Here is a 16,472-nt window from a genome sequence, read left to right as displayed (position 1 = left end):
AAAAAATAGTATTTTATTTTCATTAGATTTAGAACCTTTCTAAAATCTCGTAAGCTGTATTTCTTTTTGCTGGATTTTCACCAATATCTTTTATCAATCTAATCATTTCATCTTGATTCATTCTATTTGCTGCACCAGCTGCTTTTACAACGTTTTCTTCCATCATTGTACTTCCTAAATCATTTGCACCAAATTTAAGTGCTAACTGACCAATATAAGAGCCTTGTGTTACCCAAGAACTTTGCATATTTCTAAAATTGTCTAAATATAATCTTGAAACAGCTAATAATCTTAAATATCTATTTGAAGATTGAGGTTTGATTTCTGGGTGTTCTTCTAATAATTTAGTATTCTGACCTTGAAATGACCACATGATAAATGCTCTAAAACCACCTGTTTCATCTTGAAGTTTTCGTAAATGTTCCCAATGCTCGATTATCTCTTCATCAGTTTCAACTGTACCAAACATCATAGTTGCAGTTGTTTTCATACCAATTGAATGGGCAAGTCTATGAACTTCTAACCACTCTTGTGTATCCATTTTTTTTGGTGCAATTATATCTCTTACTCTATCAGATAAAATTTCAGCACCAGCTCCTGGAATTGAACTTAAACCTTTTGCTTGTAGTCTTTTTAGAACTTCGAGTTTTGAAATTTTTGAAATTCTTGCTATAAAATCAATCTCAATAGCAGAAAATCCATGAATTGTGATTTGTGGATATTTTGAATGAATATGATTTACTAACTCTTCATAATAATCGATTTTTAGTTTTGGATGAACACCACCTTGGAAAAGGATTTGCGTTCCACCAATAGCTAATAACTCTTCTATTTTTTCATCAATCTCTTCAAATTTTAAAACATAAGAATCTTCATCTTTTCCGTGTCTAAAAAAGGCACAAAATTTACAATCTACCCAACAAACATTTGTATAGTTAATATTTCTATCAACTATAAATGTTGTTAATTTTTCAGGATGCAATTCAGCTTTTTTGCTACTTGCCATTTCTCCTAATTCTAAAAGTGAAGCATTTCTTATTAAATCAAGTGCTTCTTCATTTGTAAGTCGTTTTTTTAAATCAACTTCTATTTTTTTTACCATTAGAAACTTGCTCCCAATGAGAATTCAAATGAAGATGTATCATCACCTGGTTCATCATCAAGTGCTCTTGCAAAGATTAACTGTAATGGACCCATTGGAGAAATCCATTCTAATAATAATCCTGCACCTGATCTTTCTACGTCATTAAAAGTATCTTGACCTATCATACCGTAGTCATAGAATACCCCCCATCTCATTTTTGCACTTGGAATTAATGGAAAACTCATTTCTGCTGAACTTGCCCACATATTTTTATATGGTTCAGTTTTATATCCTTTCTCATTTGATGGAAAGGCATAAGATTTATATCCTCTTAATGTTTTAGGTCCTCCTAAATATAAAGAATCACCTTGATTAATTTGCCCATTGTCAATTAATATTTTCATTTGAGTTTTTAATCTTAAAACCCAATCAAGTTCTGTTAAATCTTCAAGTGAATAGAAATATTTTAAATATGCACTAGGTTTTATATATTTTGAATCTCCACCAACACCTGCATATTCAGCAGAAATTCCTGCTCTATAGCCTTCTCTTGGGAAGTAGTAATCATCAGTGTTATCATAATTTAGATAGGGAGTAATTGAACTTGAAGTATAATCTTGGTCTTTATATAATTGATGACTTTTTGCAAAATCTGGATCATTAGCAACATTAGTATTATATTCACTTAAGAAAGTAGAACTATAATCATAATTTTCACTAATAAAGTCAAGTCTATATCTAGCTCCTGCATATAAGTTTCTTACAAGTTCTCTTCCTAAAGCAACTGAAAAACCTTTTGTATCAATAGTTGAATCATAAGTATCTCTATTGATTTCTGATTCTGTACTATGAATTTCAACTTCACCGTTATAATTACTATCATTAATTGCAGGATTTTTTAAGCTTAATTCAAATCTATTTGATCTAGCTGACAAATCTGCACTTAATGATAAAGCAAGACCTGAACCAAAGATATTTACATCACTAACTGATCCATTAACCATAAATTTATCATAAGAACCATAACCTCCACCTAGCATTAACGAACCTGTTGGTGCTTCAGTTACTTTTACAACAATATCCATTTTTGTATCACTAACTCTTTTTTCTTCTATTTGAACATCTTCAAAGAATCTTGAACGTTTAAGTTTATTTGTTGAATCTTTAAAATCTGTAAGATTATATAAGTCTCCAGGAGCTAAATAAACATCTCTTCTAATAACTCTATCTAAAGTTCTGTTGTTTCCTGAAATTTTTACATCATTAATATAAACTTTTTTACCAGGGATTACATTAAAAACAACATCAACTTTTTGTTCTTTTTCATTTTTCTTTAAATCAAATCTTACATCAGCAAAAGCATAACCTTGATTTGCTACTTGAGTTTTAATATAATCTTGATCTTGTCTTAGTTTTTTAATATTAAAAGTATTTCCTACAATTAATTTTAGTTCAGGATAAATAGTTGCAGGATCTACAATTGAAGAATCTAAATATATTTTTATATCATTAGTTGTATATTTTTCACCTTCTGTGATAAAAAAGTCAAGCTTTGCCTGATTTGAAGCAAAATCAATATCTAAAAAAGGTTCTTTAACTTGTGCATCTAAATAACCTTTTTCATAATATAAATCATTAATTCTTCTAGCATCATATTTTAATTGATCTATCTTTACTTCACCATCATTTTGACCAAACCACCAAGAAGCAAACTCTTTTTCTTTATTTGCAGTAACATGATCAAATTCATCTTGTTCTAATTTATCAGCACCATGATAGTTTGCTTTTTTAATAATAATTTCGTCACCTTTATTAACATTAAATGTAAGCTTTAAAGATTGTTCATTTATTTTTTCAACTTCTGTTTCAACAACAGAATTGATATATCCTTCACTTTCAAGCATACTAAGAAGTTTTTCTTTTGCTTCTTTTACTTTTTTTTCAGTATACATTGACCCTTTTTTGAGCCTCAAAACAGTTTTGAGTGTATCAATATCTTCAGCTCTTGATTTATAACCTTTAATATCAATACTTGCAATTGAAGGTTTTTCTTTAAATATTAATTTCAAATTTCCATTTTCATTTATAACTTTAATATCTTCAAAATAACCCTGTTTATAAAAATTTATAACCGCATCATTTAATTTATTTTCATCAAGTTCATCACCCACATTCATATTTAATGTTTCATTTAAAATTTGAGGTGAAATCTTATTAACATCTTTATACTCTATAGATTTTATTGTATTTGCACTTAATGCTGTTGCACAAGCCAAAGATAATAGTACGACTTTATTTTTCACAACTATCCTTATTTTCATTATAGTGCAATAATATATCTAAATATAGTTTATATAAATATAAAGTAAGATATAATCCAAGCTTAATTTATTTGTTAAAAGGTTATATTTTGAACGTAGGAATTATTGGCTTAGGACTTATGGGTGGTTCTTTAGCAAAGGCAGTAAAAAGATATGGTATTGCAAAAAAAGTTTATGGTTTTACTAATAGTGAAAAAAATAAAAAAGATATCTTAGATTTAAACTTAGTTGATGAGTTAGTTGATTTAGAAACATTAAAAAAAGTTTCTGATGTAATAATTTTAGCTATTCCTGTGGATGCTATTATTTCAATGTTTCCAAATTTTTTAGATATTGATGAAAATACAACTATTATTGATATGGGTTCTACAAAAGAATATATTGTAAAAAATATTCCAGAAAAAATAAGAAAAAATTTTATAGCAGCTCATCCTATGACAGGAACAGAAAAATCTGGACCAAAAGCTGCTATTGATGATTTATATGAAGGGAAAACAGTTGTTTTTTGTGATTTAGAGGATAATGCAAATATTCATGTAAATAAAGCATTTAGAATTTTTCAAGAAATTGGTATGAGAATTGTTGTTATGGATAGTTCACAACATGATATTCATGCTTGTTATATTTCTCATTTACCTCATATTATCTCTTTTTCTCTAGCAAATACAGTTATGAGTCATGAAGATCCAAAAGCTATTATTGCACTTGCAGCTGGTGGATTTAAAGATATGAGTAGAATAGCAAAATCAAGTCCAAGAATGTGGAGTGATATTTTTAAACAAAATAGAAAAAATCTTTTAGCAGCTATTGAAACATTTGAAAATCAATTAAATGAAGCAAAAAAAATGATAGAAGATGAAAATTATGAAGTTTTAGAAGATTGGATGAAAAAAGCAAATACATTACATGAGATACTATAAATAGTATCTCTTTTTAATTTATATTGTTTATTGCTTCAAAAACTTTTATTGCTTGATAGTGTTCTTTTACATCATGACATCTAATAATTGAAGCACCATATCTAATAGATTCCAAATGAATTGCAAGAGTTCCAGAAAGTCTATCAACAACTTCTGTTGGAGTTATCATATTTATCATTGATTTTCTACTTGCTCCTATTAATAATTCATAACCAAAATGTTTAAAATGTTCTAAATTTTTTAAAAGTAATAAATTATGTTCTAATGTTTTTCCAAATCCAATTCCAACATCTAAAACAATATCATTAATTCCAAAACTTTTTGCTTTTTGGATTTGATTTTTTAAATAAGTATCAATATCTAAAATCACATTTTCATATATTGGATTATCTTGCATATTTGTTTGATTATTTTGCATATGCATAATAATTGCTTGAGCATTATATTTTGCTACAAGTTTACAAACTTCATCATTTTCTAAACCTGTAATATCATTTACAATTTTAAAACCATGATTTAAAACATAATCAATAACTTTTGGAGCAAAAGAATCAATTGAAAAATCAACTTTTTCATAGTATTTATTTTTATAAATAGTTTGAACTATATCTTTTACTCTTTCTAATTCAATATCTTCAGTAACAGCAAGACTTCCAGGTCTAGAAGAAACAGCTCCAATATCAATAATATTTGCACCATCTTCAATCATTTTTTCAATTTTTATTGAAGCACTAGAGTTATCAAATCTACTATTTTTAAAAAATGAGTCTTCATTTGCATTTAAAACACCCATTATTTTTGTTTTATAGTTTTGTTCTTTTACATAATCTTTTAAAGATTTTGCTAACTCTTTTAAACCAAAAGGTTGAGCTAATTCTTTTCTTGATAAAACTTCAAAGTGTTTAGTTGTACCAATTAACACAGCATCCACATATTTATCGCGAGCTACAATCACTCCACTTGGAACTGCTAAATCAGCACCAATAGATAAAGCATCTTGTTTTAAAATATTTGCTGCACCAACATGTAAATCTTTTATGTACAAAGTATGAAGTTTTGATTTTTTAGATAGTATTTCTATACCACCTTTATCACAACCAAGATTTTCATAAAATTTTTTTGTATCAGATATTGATATTTTATATGTTTGCATATAAAACCTTTTTAGTTTTTATTTTTTTGATTTGCCAAAAATAGAAGTAGGGTTGTTAACACATTTATAGGTCTTGAGTTTAATTCTAATAGTTTTATTGATTTAGAAAAAAATTCTAGTTCTTTTTGTGATAACTTTATTTTTTGATTATTTACTTTTAATAAAATTGATTCAACAATATCTTTGGCTTCTTGTTTAGAAATTTTTTGATTTTCTTTTAAAAAGTTATAGATATCTCTCAAATCTAACTTATTTATATTTAAAGTAGATTCAAATTTTATTAAAGATTTTTTTAAATATTTATAAGGCAATCTTGAATAAATTGTTGGTAAAAGAGAAGTTTTTGAATTTGTTATTATTATAAATACAACATTTCTTGGTGGTTCTTCTAAAATTTTAAGTAAAGAGTTTTGAGCTTCTTTTCTAAAAGTTGATCCACATAAAAAAATATATTTTTTTTCATTTGAAGCTATATATGCTTCTTTTATTGCTTGAGTAGCTTGTGCAATTAAAAATTCTTCTTTCTCTTCATTTTTTATAATTCTTGTAGAATGTAAAGGATATTTTGTCAATAATTCATTTAATGTTGACTCAATATCATTTACTATTAAAATAGAAGAGTTTTCAATAAATTCAATCACTTTTAATTTTCCACATTAATTTCAGCAAATAAAGAAGCACTAACTGATTTATTATATAACCTAAACATTTGTAAAAGTTTCATATCTAAAGCTTCATCACTACTTTTTAGATTAAATGCATCTTGTTTTTCTTCATCAAATAGCCATAAAAAAGAGTTTTTAGAGACTTTTGGAATAATAGCTCTTACATCTTGACTTTTACCAATATACCAAAAACAGTATCCATTTGGAAAAGAGATACTTAACATATCTTTTATATATGAAATATCTTCATCTGATTTTACAGCATCAATGTATCTATAAAAAGATTTAAAATCATAATAAGGTAAAAAGGGTCTATTTAATTTTGTAGAATTAATATTAGCTAAAATATATTCTAAAAACCATTCTCTTTCTTTATCTGTAACAACAATAATAGAGAAACCTCTTTCAAGTAGATTATTGATGTTTTTTGATACTAATGGTGTCCATTCATATTTTTTTTCTTCTAACCAAGGAGAGATAAGTCTATCTTCCCTGATTGTATTAACAGTCCAATTTAAAAATTCTTGCACTTCTAGTTATCCAAGTGATATGCATCATGTAAAGCACGAACTGCAAGTTCTGCATATTTTAAATCAACTATCATAGAGATTTTAATTTCACTTGTAGAAATTATTCTTATATTTATATTTTCATTTGCAAGTGCAGTAAATGCTTTTGAAGCTACACCTGTATGAGATTTCATCCCAACTCCAACAATTGATACTTTACAAATTGCTTCATTGTAATCAATGTTTTTAGCTTGTTCTCTAAATCTTTCCATAACTTTTTTACAAATTTCAAAATCAGTAGTTGGAATTGTAAAATCTAAATCAGTTGTTCCATCTAGTCCTCTTGTTTGAACTATCATATCAACATTTATATTTGCATCAGCAAGTGCTGTAAAAATAGCTGAAGCAATTCCAGGTCTATCTGTAACTCCATACATTCCTACTCTAATTTGATTTTTATCTAAAGCAATTCCACTTACAACTGGTTTTTCCATAATATTTTCTTCCTTAGTTATTAACGTACCTTCAACTTCTGGCGTAAAGCTGCTTCTTGATACTAAATTTACATTTAATTTTTTCGCCATTTCAACAGATCTATTTTGTAATACTTTTGCACCTAAACTTGCTAATTCTAACATTTCATCATAAGAAATTTTTTCAAGCTTTTTTGCTTTTGGTTCAATTCTTGGATCCGTTGTATAAATACCATCAACATCAGTATAAATTTCACAAAGATCAGCTTCAATCGCTCCAGCAATTGCAACAGCAGTTAAATCACTTCCACCTCTACCTAAAGTTGAAACTCTTAAAGTATCTTGAGCAACTCCTTGAAAACCAGCAACTATGATAATATTCCCATCTTTTATAGCTTTTTTCATTTGCGTTGTATCAATAGATTCAATTCTTGCTTTTGTATGAGCATTATCTGTAACAATTCCAGCTTGTCTTCCACTCATAGACATTGCTTTATAACCCATTTCATTTAAAGCAATAGATAAAAGTGCAGAAGTAACTCTTTCTCCTGAACTTAAAAGCATATCAATTTCATCTAACTTAGGAGTTTTTGAATAATATTCTGCATATTCTAATAATTTATTAGTTTCTCCACTCATAGCTGAAACTACTGCAATTACATCATCACCTTCATCTCTTATTTTTTTGATAATATTTGCAACATTTTGTATTCTATCAAGTGTACCAACACTTGTTCCACCAAACTTAAGTACTTTTAACATCTAATTTTTTATCCTTTTTAAATATAACCTTCATTTTTAAAATATTTTAAAACTTGTTTGTAGACAGTTCTTTTGAAAAAAGTTATATATTCATAAATATTTTTAGTAGGCACAAATTTATATTCGCTAAATTCAGGAATCTCAGTATTAATATTTATTTTAGCGCCTTTTTTTAGTTTTACTAGGTAATATTTTTGTCTTTGTCCATCATAAGGATACATCCTTTTTGCAATAGCAGGAGGAAATTCATATGAAACCCAAGTAGGGTATTCTGCAATGATTTCAATATCTCTAGTTCCAATTTCTTCTTCAAGTTCTCTAAAAAGTGCTTCTTTTGAAGATTCTCCTTCATCAATTCCCCCTTGGGGAAATTGCCAAGCATTTTCTACATCAGTTCTTGAAGCAATAAATATTTCGCACTTATGAGGATATTTTGCTGATAGTACAATTGCGGCTACATTTGGTCTGAACTTTTTTTTCTCGTGATTAATTGTCATTTCTTTTTTATCAGTCATAAATATATTTTCCCTTATAATTAGCCAGATATTTTACAAAAACTAGGATTAAAAATTGCTTTTATATATACACATTCCCTTTTGCGACAGTAAATGTTTTTACTGCGCTTTTAACTCATATACAGATAAGTTTTCTTTAAAACACGAATATATGAAGGCATTAAAAAAACAATTAAAATATAATTTAGATAATTATGTTTTAAAAAGAGATAAAAAAATTGAAACAGTTTTTATAGGTGGGGGAACACCTTCAACTATAAAAGCTTTTGAATATGAAGAAATTTTTTCTATGATAAAACCATTTTTAGAAAAAAATGCAGAGATTACAACTGAAGCTAATCCAAACTCTGCATCTTTTGAATGGTTACAAAGTATGAAAGATTTAGGTGTAAATCGTGTTAGTTTTGGAGTTCAAAGTTTTGAAAATAATAAGCTTAAATTTCTTGGTCGTTCACATAATAGTAATAGTGCTATAAAAGCTATACAAAATGCAAATAGTATAGGTTTTAAAGGTATTAATTGTGATATAATTTATGGTGTTCAAGGTGATACAATAGAAACTATAAAAAGTGATTTAGATGTTGCTTTTTCTCTTCCTATTACCCATTTAAGTGCTTATTCTTTAACCATAGAAGAGGGAACTAAATTCTTTGATAGAAGTAGTGTAAAAATTGATGATGAAGAGTTGTCTTATGAGATATTTGATTATATTTCAAAAAAAGGTTTTACTCAATATGAAATCTCAAATTTTGCAAAAAACAAAGAATCAGAATCAAAACATAATTATGGTTATTGGCAACATAAAGAGTATTTAGGTGTTGGAGCTGGAGCTGTTGGATATATAAATTCTCAAAGAGAATATCCTTCAAAAAGTATAGAAGAATATATATCTAATCCACTATTTTTTGAAGTAGAAGAAATTGATGAAACAGATATAAAAACGGAAAAAATTCTACTTGGATTTAGATGTTCAAATGGCGTAGAATTAGAGCTTTTTAATGAAAAAGAAAAAGAAAAAATTGATGAATTAATACAATATGATAAACTTTATATAGAAAATGAAAAAGTCTTTAATAAGAACTTTTTATTGGCTGATGAGTTAGCTTTATACATATTAGATTAATCTCTTAATTATTTTTATAATATAATCTAAACTTTTAAAAGGTAAATAAATTAATGACGATAAAAGAAATTGTAAGAAAATATACAAATCAATTAAAATTAGTAACTCATATTCCTGCAAAAGAAGTTGAAATACTAATTATGCATCTACTAGAGAAAAACACTATTTGGCTCCATTTAAACTATAATCAAGAGTTTTTAAAAGAAAAAGAACTTGAAATTTTAGTAAAAAAACGAGCTACAAACTACCCTTTAGAATACATTATAAATAAAGCTTCATTTTATGGAGAAATGTTTATTGTAAAAGAGGGAGTTTTAATTCCAAGACCTGAAACAGAAATTTTAGTCGAAAATGCTGTTGAGATTTTAAAAGATAAAAAAGAAGAGATAAAAGTTTTGGAAATTGGAACAGGAAGTGGAATAATATCTGTAATGATTGCAATATTGATTGAAAATATAAAAATTATAGCAGTTGATATAAATGAAAAAGCTTTGGAGTTAGCAAAACAAAATGCTATAAAACATGGAGTTGAAAATAAAATAGAGTTTAGATTGAGTAATTTATATGAAAATATTCAAGAAAATGATATTTTTATGACCATTTCAAACCCTCCATATATTGCAAATAATTATAAACTTCCAACAAATGTAAAATATGAACCATCAAATGCTCTGTTTGGTGGGGATATTGGAGATGAACTTTTAAAAGATATTATAAAACAAACTAGTGAAAGAAAAATACCATATTTACTTTGTGAAATGGGATTTGACCAAAAAGCTCCTTTGGAAAACTATTTCAAAGAGTTTAATGTGGACTCATTTAGTTTTTATAAAGATTATGAAAGTTTTGATAGAGGCTTTACTCTAAAATTTAGAAAATGAGAAAGGAATAAAAAATGTTTAAAGAATTTGATTTAAGTAATTTAGAAAATAGTAAAGAATTATTAGAAAAGTTTTTAGATGAAAATAGAAAAAAAGTTGATGAGTTATTAAAAATAGAAAATAAAACTTATAAAAATTTTGTTTTACCTTTTCAAGAAATAGGGGAGAGTATAAATGATTTTTTAACTCCAATCTTTCATATTGATTCTGTTAAAAACTCAGAAATAACTACAAAAGTTTATGAAGAGTGTATTCCTGTTATCTCTAAATATGAAACTGAAATTTCTCAAAATGAAAATATATATCTATCTTTTAAAGATATACAGTCTAAAGAAAAAAGATCTTTAAATAATATACAGAATAAAGTTTTAGAAAATGAAATAAGAGACTTTAAACTTTCAGGTTGTCATCTTGAAAATGACAAAAAGAAAAGATTAGAAGAGATAAGTTTAAGACTTAGTGAACTATCTCATAAGTTTTCACAAAACCTTTTAAATGCTACAAAATCTTTTGAAATGATAATTGATAATTTTGAAGATGTAAAAGAAATCCCAGCTTCTGACTTAGAATTAGCAAAATTTGAAGAAGAGGGAATTACAAAATATAAATTTACACTTCAAATGCCATCATATTTAGCATATATTACTTATGGAACTTCTAGAGAAAAAAGAGAAGAGATTTATAAAGCTTATTGTACAAGAGCACCAGAAAATGGAAAAATAATAGAAGAACTTTTAGCTTTAAAAGATGAAAAAGTAAAAATTTTAGGTTTTGAAAACTATGCTCAATATTCACTTGCTACAAAAATGGCTTCAAAAGAAGAAGATGTTGTTTCATTTTTAGAAGAATTAGGGAGTAAAGCTAAAAACAAAGCTAAAGAAGAACTTGAAGAGATAAAAGCTCTTGCTTTAAAAGATGGAATAACAGATTTTAGATCTAGTGATATGTCATATTATTCTGAGAAATTAAAAAAAGCTCAATATGATTTAGATGAAGAATATTATAGACCATATTTTGAACAACAATCAGTTTTAAATGGATTTTTTGATTTTTTACATCAAATGTTTAATATTAAATTTACAAAAGCAAATACTCCTGCTTGGGATGAAAAAGTAAAAGTATATGACTTAAGCGAAGATGGAAAAATAGTTGCTAGAATTTATATAGATTTAGAAGCTAGAAAAGAGAAGCGTGGTGGTGCATGGATGAATAATTGGCATACATACCATAGAAACTCAAAAGGTGAAATACAACTTCCAACAGCTTATATTGTAGGAAATTTCCCACAATCTACAGAAGAAACTCCTTCATTATTAAGACATTCAGATGTTGTAACACTTTTCCATGAGATGGGTCATGCTTTACATCACCTTTTAAGTAAAATTGAAGAGCCATTTGTTAGTGGAATTTCTGGTGTTGCTTGGGATACAGTAGAATTTCCATCACAATTCTTAGAATATTTCTCTTATGATAAAGATGTTTTAAAACTTTTTGCAAAACATTATCAAACAGGAGAAGTTTTAGATGATGCAGCTATAAATAGAATTATAAAAGCTAAAAATTTTCAATCTTCTTTAGCAACTGTAAGACAAGTTGAATTTGCATTGTTTGATTTTAAACTACATCAAAAATTATACAAAACTGAAGAAGAGATACAAAATTTATTGGATTCTGTAAGAGAAAAATTCTCAGCAATGATACCTCCAAGATATAATAAATTCCAAAATAGTTTTTCTCATATCTTTAGTGGAGGATATTCTGCTGGATATTACTCATATAAATGGGCAGAAGTTTTAAGTGCAGATGCATTTTATATGTTTATTGATTCAGGAAATATCTTTAACAAAGAGTTAGGAATTAAATATAGAGATACGATTTTAAGCCAAGGTGGTTCGTATGATATGGATAAATTATTTTTTAATTTTGCACAAAGAGAACCAAGTGTTGATTCTTTATTAAAAATTGATGGAATTATTAGCTAAATTTTGTAATAATACGGCTTTTAATAATATATATCAATGAGGATTTAATAACCATGACAAACGCAGAAACAATTTCAAAACTAAATAATGCTTTAAGTACTCTAATTAAGGCATATGAAGAACTTCAAGAAGAAAATAATAATTTAAAAAGTAGAATTACAGAATTAGAAGATGAAGTACTAGACCTAGAGGCAGCAAAAGAAGATTTAGAGAAAAATGTTGATGAGTTTAAAAATCATACACAAGAAGATAAATCAAATATTAGTTCTATGTTAGGTAAAATTGAAAGTATTTTAAATAGAAAAATTGATACTACAAGCAATATAAATAATAATTCTTCTAATACAACAAAAGTTGAAGATAAGAAAGAAGAGGAAGAAGTAAAAGAAGAACCAAATATTTTAAATACAAACCCTAACTCTTTTGAAAATGTATTACAAAAAGAAGAAGTAAAAGAAGAATCAAATAGTAATAAAATTGATTTAAATAGAATGGCTTCTTTATTAAATGGTTTTAATCATTAATCAAAGAATTATTTATTTATGATTATTAGTGTAGATAAAGATTCTTTATTTAATTTATTTGGAGTCAATAATTTTTATTCATTGGAAACAACAATAGATAATATGGCTCCATCATTAGTAGAATATCATTTATCAAATTTTTATAATTACAATAATGATAATGTATATTTTAATAAAAGGGATGTAGAAGAGAGTGTTTCTATAGGAGAATACAATATATATATTGATTATGATAAAAATATTTATTTAGAAGTTACAGAATCAAACTTAGATGATAATACTCAAACTCTTTGGTAATCAAGAGTTTGAAATTATCATATTTTCAATGCCATTACATAATCCAATATGTGGTAATAAAATAAACTCTAATTCAGGATATTGTTTTTTGAATTTTTTTATTTCACAAGGAATATCTTCAGTTACATGTTTTCCTGCAGCTAAGAAATAAGGAAAAATCTTAATTTTTTTACATTTTTTACTTATTGCATTATTTATTGATATAAATAAAGAAGGATCTGTTGATTCTAGAAAAGCATGAAAAACATGAAGATTTGTGTTTTCATTTGACTCTTTAATTTTTTCTACAATTGTTACGATTTCATCATTTGAACTTTTCATTTTACTACCATGAGCTACAATTATTAAAGCTTCCATTCTTTCATCCTTTCTCTTAAATTAAATATTTATTTATATTACAGAAATATTATTTAAAATATCTCTGTAGTTTTACGTAATCTTTCTTTATCAAAGTGTGTATAAATTCTAGAAGTATTAATATCTGCATGACCTAAAGCTTCTTGAACAAGTATTAAATCATGATGTTTTGCATAAAGTAGGGTTGCAAAACTGTGCCTTAACATATGTGCACCATTTTTTTCTTTTCTAATTCCAGCACTTATTAAGATATTTTCAACAATTCTACTTATATAAGCTTGCGTTAATCTGTCACCTTTTTGATTACAAACTAACAAATCACTATTACAAACTCGCATATCTAACCAATTTTTTAAATCAGTTTCAATAATTGAGCTTTTTATCATTACAACTCTTGGTTTATTACCTTTACCTCTAATTTGAAGTAAATAAACATTATCTTCTTGAAACATATCTTTGATTTTCAAATTTAGGATTTCACTAACCCTAATACCAGTATAAATTATAATTTTTAATATTAATCTATTTCGATAAGAAGTATTATCTGAAAACTCAAAAGTATCAATTGCATTTAAAAATCTATCAATTTCATCTTTATTCATAAAAGAGGGTAGTTTTGTGCCACTTTTTCCACTTAAACCTCCCCAATTTTTTAATTCAATTTTAAATAAATATGAACTTCCATCTTCATTTTGATTTTGCTTATCTATATATGAAAATAGTGATAATAGGGCTATTCTATGGTTTTTTTTAGAGGCATCAGATAATGAGCTAGTTTCACTTGCTAAAAAATCGCTAAGTAATTCTTCATCTATTTCTCTCATTGAAGCAAGTCCAAGAGTTACAATAAAATTGTATAGTTTAAATAGGGGATTAAAATATGTATTGACACCTGCTAAACCAATATTTCTAGCTTCTTTGACAATAGTAGCTAATTCATCAATAGATTTAGTTCCTTTTACTAATTGTTGAATTATAGAAGCTAATTTTTCTTTATCTGTAACTTGTCTGTTTGATAGTGTTGTAAGTTTATTTCTAACAAATCTTTCAATCCAAAATAAAAATGTATCATTAAAACTATTTTTAAAATCTAAATCGTATCTCATCTTAATCCTAATCAATTAATATTTAATGAAAGTATTATATCAGAAGATATATTTATTTTAGTTTGAAAATTATAGTTTTCAATACTAAAATAAATTTAGAATATCTATTATGAGTTATTGACTAATTTATCTGCCATTTCTTTTAATCTTTTAGCATAATCTTTAATTAAATCATTTGTAGGAATAATTACTTGCCAGTCTAATACTTTTGCTCCAATAGAAACTGATGCTTCTTCCATATACATTCTTGCCATGTAAAAACTATGATTCATAAAATATTTTGTTGTATTATAATTTATTAAAATAGAAGTTTTATCCAAAATTGTTTTTCTTGGAGTTGAATGAGCTTGGCCATATGGCCAATAATGATATGCGATTAACCTACTTTCAACTTTTTCAAATAACTTATTTCTATTAAATAAATCATTTCTATCAGCTACAATTACAAATGCCGTAGCTTCTTCAATTTTATCAAGTAAATCATTCATATCATCTTTTATAACACATTTTGTAGGATTATCACTTTTTATTAAAGTGCAACATCTACATTGTGTACATGTAACAATTTTGAAATCTTTAAATCTTATTCTTTCATTTTTTATATTTAAAGAATCAAAATAATTTATGAGAAAGCTTATTATATCTTCAATATTTTTATCTGATCTTTCAGTGCAATCAATTATGTTTATAAACATTTAAAAGACATTACCTCTTTTTTCCTTTAGAAAAATCTATAATGTAATCTGCAATTTCATCTAAATGAACGATATCTTTTACAGCTCCTGCTTGAATTGCTTTCATAGGCATTCCAAAAACTACACAACTCTCTTCATTTTGTGCAACTGTATATGCACCATTATCATGCAATTCTTTCATGGCAATTGTTCCATCATCACCCATTCCAGTCATCATAACAGCCATTGCAGCACCACCAACAGCATTATTTACTGATCTAAATAAAACATCAACACTTGGTTTATGTTGACTTACTTTTTTTGTATCTAATAACTTAGTTCTATATTCATTAGCATATTTTTCAATAGTAAGATGCATATTTCCAGGAGCTAAATATCCATGCCCTCTTTCTAAAATCATTCCATCTTTTGCTTCACAAACATTAACTTCAGAATTATCATTTAATCTTTGTGCAAAAGAGTTTGAAAATCCATAAGGTATATGTTGAGTTATTAATATTGGAGGTAAATCTCCAGGTAATCGTTTAAAAACTTTTAATAAAGACTCTACTCCACCTGTTGATGAACCAATTGCAATTAATTTCATTCCTGGAAAAGTTGAAGCTCTAAGAGGAATCACTTCATCTGGATGTACTTTATATTCCACATTTATAGTTGGCTTATAATTCTTTTTTAAAGCAGGTGGTTTTTTTAAAGTATATCTTTTTAATAAAAATGTTAAATTTAAAAGAGTATCTTTTATTCTATGTTGAAATGAAATCATTGATTCACCAGTATCAGGTTTTGGTATAAACCCCACTGCTCCATCATCAAAAATATCATTACCTCTAACACTTTCACCTGAAATAACAACAGCAGGCATTGGATGTAATCTCATTAAATTTCTTAAGAATGTAACACCATCCATTTTAGGCATATTAATATCTATTGTTACTAAATCAGGTTCATACTCTTTTATTTTTTCTCTTGCATCATATGCATCAGTTGCTACACCAATAACTTCAAACTCTTCAATAGAATTTATCATATCTTTTATAATTCTTCGCATTGATGGCGAATCATCTATAACTAAAACAGTATACACTTATCTTTCCACCCTACTTTA

Annotated in this window: 17 protein-coding genes; 6 read left to right on the top strand and 11 right to left on the bottom strand. The window is 26.5% G+C overall.

Annotation, left to right across the window (positions count from 1 at the left end):
* Positions 1–28 precede the first annotated feature (28 nt).
* Together ADFLV_RS07895 and bamA are read right to left on the bottom strand one after the other, a co-directional pair.
* The gene (locus tag ADFLV_RS07895) at positions 29–1,102 is read right to left on the bottom strand and encodes a dehypoxanthine futalosine cyclase (RefSeq protein WP_014474249.1); all 1,074 of its coding nucleotides are present in this window, start codon (positions 1,100–1,102) and stop codon (positions 29–31) included.
* The gene (gene bamA / locus ADFLV_RS07890) at positions 1,102–3,387 is read right to left on the bottom strand and encodes an outer membrane protein assembly factor BamA (RefSeq protein ID WP_228712397.1); all 2,286 of its coding nucleotides are present in this window, start codon (positions 3,385–3,387) and stop codon (positions 1,102–1,104) included. Before bamA ends, ADFLV_RS07895 begins: the two co-directional genes overlap by 1 nt.
* Before the next feature lie 107 nt (positions 3,388–3,494).
* Here bamA and ADFLV_RS07885 point away from each other — a divergent pair, with 107 nt between their 5' ends.
* Entirely contained in the window at positions 3,495–4,325 is an 831-nt protein-coding gene (locus ADFLV_RS07885; protein WP_014474247.1) for a prephenate dehydrogenase, read from the top strand.
* A gap of 13 nt (positions 4,326–4,338) precedes the next feature.
* On the opposite strand, the gene folP is transcribed toward ADFLV_RS07885, so the two are convergent.
* Genes folP through ADFLV_RS07860 form a run of 5 tightly spaced genes read right to left on the bottom strand, consistent with a single transcriptional unit; the run spans position 4,339 to position 8,402 of the window.
* Positions 4,339–5,478, bottom strand: coding sequence for a dihydropteroate synthase (gene folP / locus ADFLV_RS07880; protein WP_014474246.1), 1,140 nt, complete (start codon positions 5,476–5,478; stop codon positions 4,339–4,341).
* An 11-nt stretch (positions 5,479–5,489) separates the two neighbouring features.
* Positions 5,490–6,119 (bottom strand): DNA polymerase III subunit delta', encoded by a 630-nt coding sequence (locus ADFLV_RS07875; RefSeq protein WP_014474245.1) that lies wholly within the window; start codon positions 6,117–6,119, stop codon positions 5,490–5,492.
* A 2-nt stretch (positions 6,120–6,121) separates the two neighbouring features.
* Positions 6,122–6,673, bottom strand: a complete 552-nt coding sequence (locus tag ADFLV_RS07870; RefSeq protein WP_014474244.1) for a HobA family DNA replication regulator — start codon at positions 6,671–6,673, stop codon at positions 6,122–6,124.
* Positions 6,674–6,675: 2 nt separating this feature from the next.
* Positions 6,676–7,887, bottom strand: coding sequence for an aspartate kinase (locus tag ADFLV_RS07865; protein ID WP_014474243.1), 1,212 nt, complete (start codon positions 7,885–7,887; stop codon positions 6,676–6,678).
* 17 nt (positions 7,888–7,904) lie between these two features.
* Complete coding sequence (locus ADFLV_RS07860; protein WP_014474242.1) at positions 7,905–8,402, bottom strand: RNA pyrophosphohydrolase; 498 nt, start codon at positions 8,400–8,402, stop codon at positions 7,905–7,907.
* Positions 8,403–8,457: 55 nt separating this feature from the next.
* On the opposite strand from ADFLV_RS07860, the gene hemW reads away from it, so the two are divergent.
* The 5 genes from hemW to ADFLV_RS07835 are packed head-to-tail and all read left to right on the top strand — an operon-like array spanning position 8,458 to position 13,209.
* Positions 8,458–9,525: a radical SAM family heme chaperone HemW gene (gene hemW, locus ADFLV_RS07855; protein ID WP_041654776.1), complete on the top strand. Its 1,068-nt coding sequence runs from the start codon at positions 8,458–8,460 to the stop codon at positions 9,523–9,525.
* 53 nt (positions 9,526–9,578) lie between these two features.
* Complete coding sequence (gene prmC, locus ADFLV_RS07850; protein WP_129011617.1) at positions 9,579–10,406, top strand: peptide chain release factor N(5)-glutamine methyltransferase; 828 nt, start codon at positions 9,579–9,581, stop codon at positions 10,404–10,406.
* A gap of 14 nt (positions 10,407–10,420) precedes the next feature.
* Positions 10,421–12,388: a M3 family metallopeptidase gene (locus ADFLV_RS07845; RefSeq protein WP_129011616.1), complete on the top strand. Its 1,968-nt coding sequence runs from the start codon at positions 10,421–10,423 to the stop codon at positions 12,386–12,388.
* A gap of 53 nt (positions 12,389–12,441) precedes the next feature.
* Positions 12,442–12,912, top strand: coding sequence for a hypothetical protein (locus ADFLV_RS07840; RefSeq protein WP_014474238.1), 471 nt, complete (start codon positions 12,442–12,444; stop codon positions 12,910–12,912).
* An 18-nt stretch (positions 12,913–12,930) separates the two neighbouring features.
* Entirely contained in the window at positions 12,931–13,209 is a 279-nt protein-coding gene (locus tag ADFLV_RS07835; RefSeq protein ID WP_014474237.1) for a hypothetical protein, read from the top strand.
* Here the strand turns inward: ADFLV_RS07835 and ADFLV_RS07830 are convergent, their stop codons facing one another.
* The 4 genes from ADFLV_RS07830 to ADFLV_RS07815 all read right to left on the bottom strand — a co-directional run bounded on the left by ADFLV_RS07830 (position 13,210) and on the right by ADFLV_RS07815 (position 16,451).
* Positions 13,210–13,566 carry a sirohydrochlorin chelatase gene (locus ADFLV_RS07830; RefSeq protein ID WP_014474236.1) on the bottom strand — a complete coding sequence of 119 codons (357 nt, stop codon included), beginning with the start codon at positions 13,564–13,566 and terminating at the stop codon, positions 13,210–13,212. It lies immediately after the preceding gene.
* Positions 13,567–13,619: 53 nt separating this feature from the next.
* Positions 13,620–14,672, bottom strand: coding sequence for a tyrosine-type recombinase/integrase (locus tag ADFLV_RS07825; protein WP_129011615.1), 1,053 nt, complete (start codon positions 14,670–14,672; stop codon positions 13,620–13,622).
* Between the two features lie 107 nt (positions 14,673–14,779).
* A complete protein-coding gene (locus ADFLV_RS07820; protein WP_129011614.1) occupies positions 14,780–15,367 on the bottom strand; it encodes a flavodoxin family protein in 588 nt (195 codons plus the stop codon).
* Between the two features lie 10 nt (positions 15,368–15,377).
* Positions 15,378–16,451 (bottom strand): protein-glutamate methylesterase/protein-glutamine glutaminase, encoded by a 1,074-nt coding sequence (locus tag ADFLV_RS07815; protein WP_014474233.1) that lies wholly within the window; start codon positions 16,449–16,451, stop codon positions 15,378–15,380.
* Positions 16,452–16,472: the final 21 nt, after the last annotated feature.

The organism is Arcobacter defluvii (assembly GCF_013201725.1).
Taxonomy (GTDB): domain Bacteria; phylum Campylobacterota; class Campylobacteria; order Campylobacterales; family Arcobacteraceae; genus Aliarcobacter; species Aliarcobacter defluvii.
This window is presented reverse-complemented; position numbering and strand designations above follow the sequence as displayed.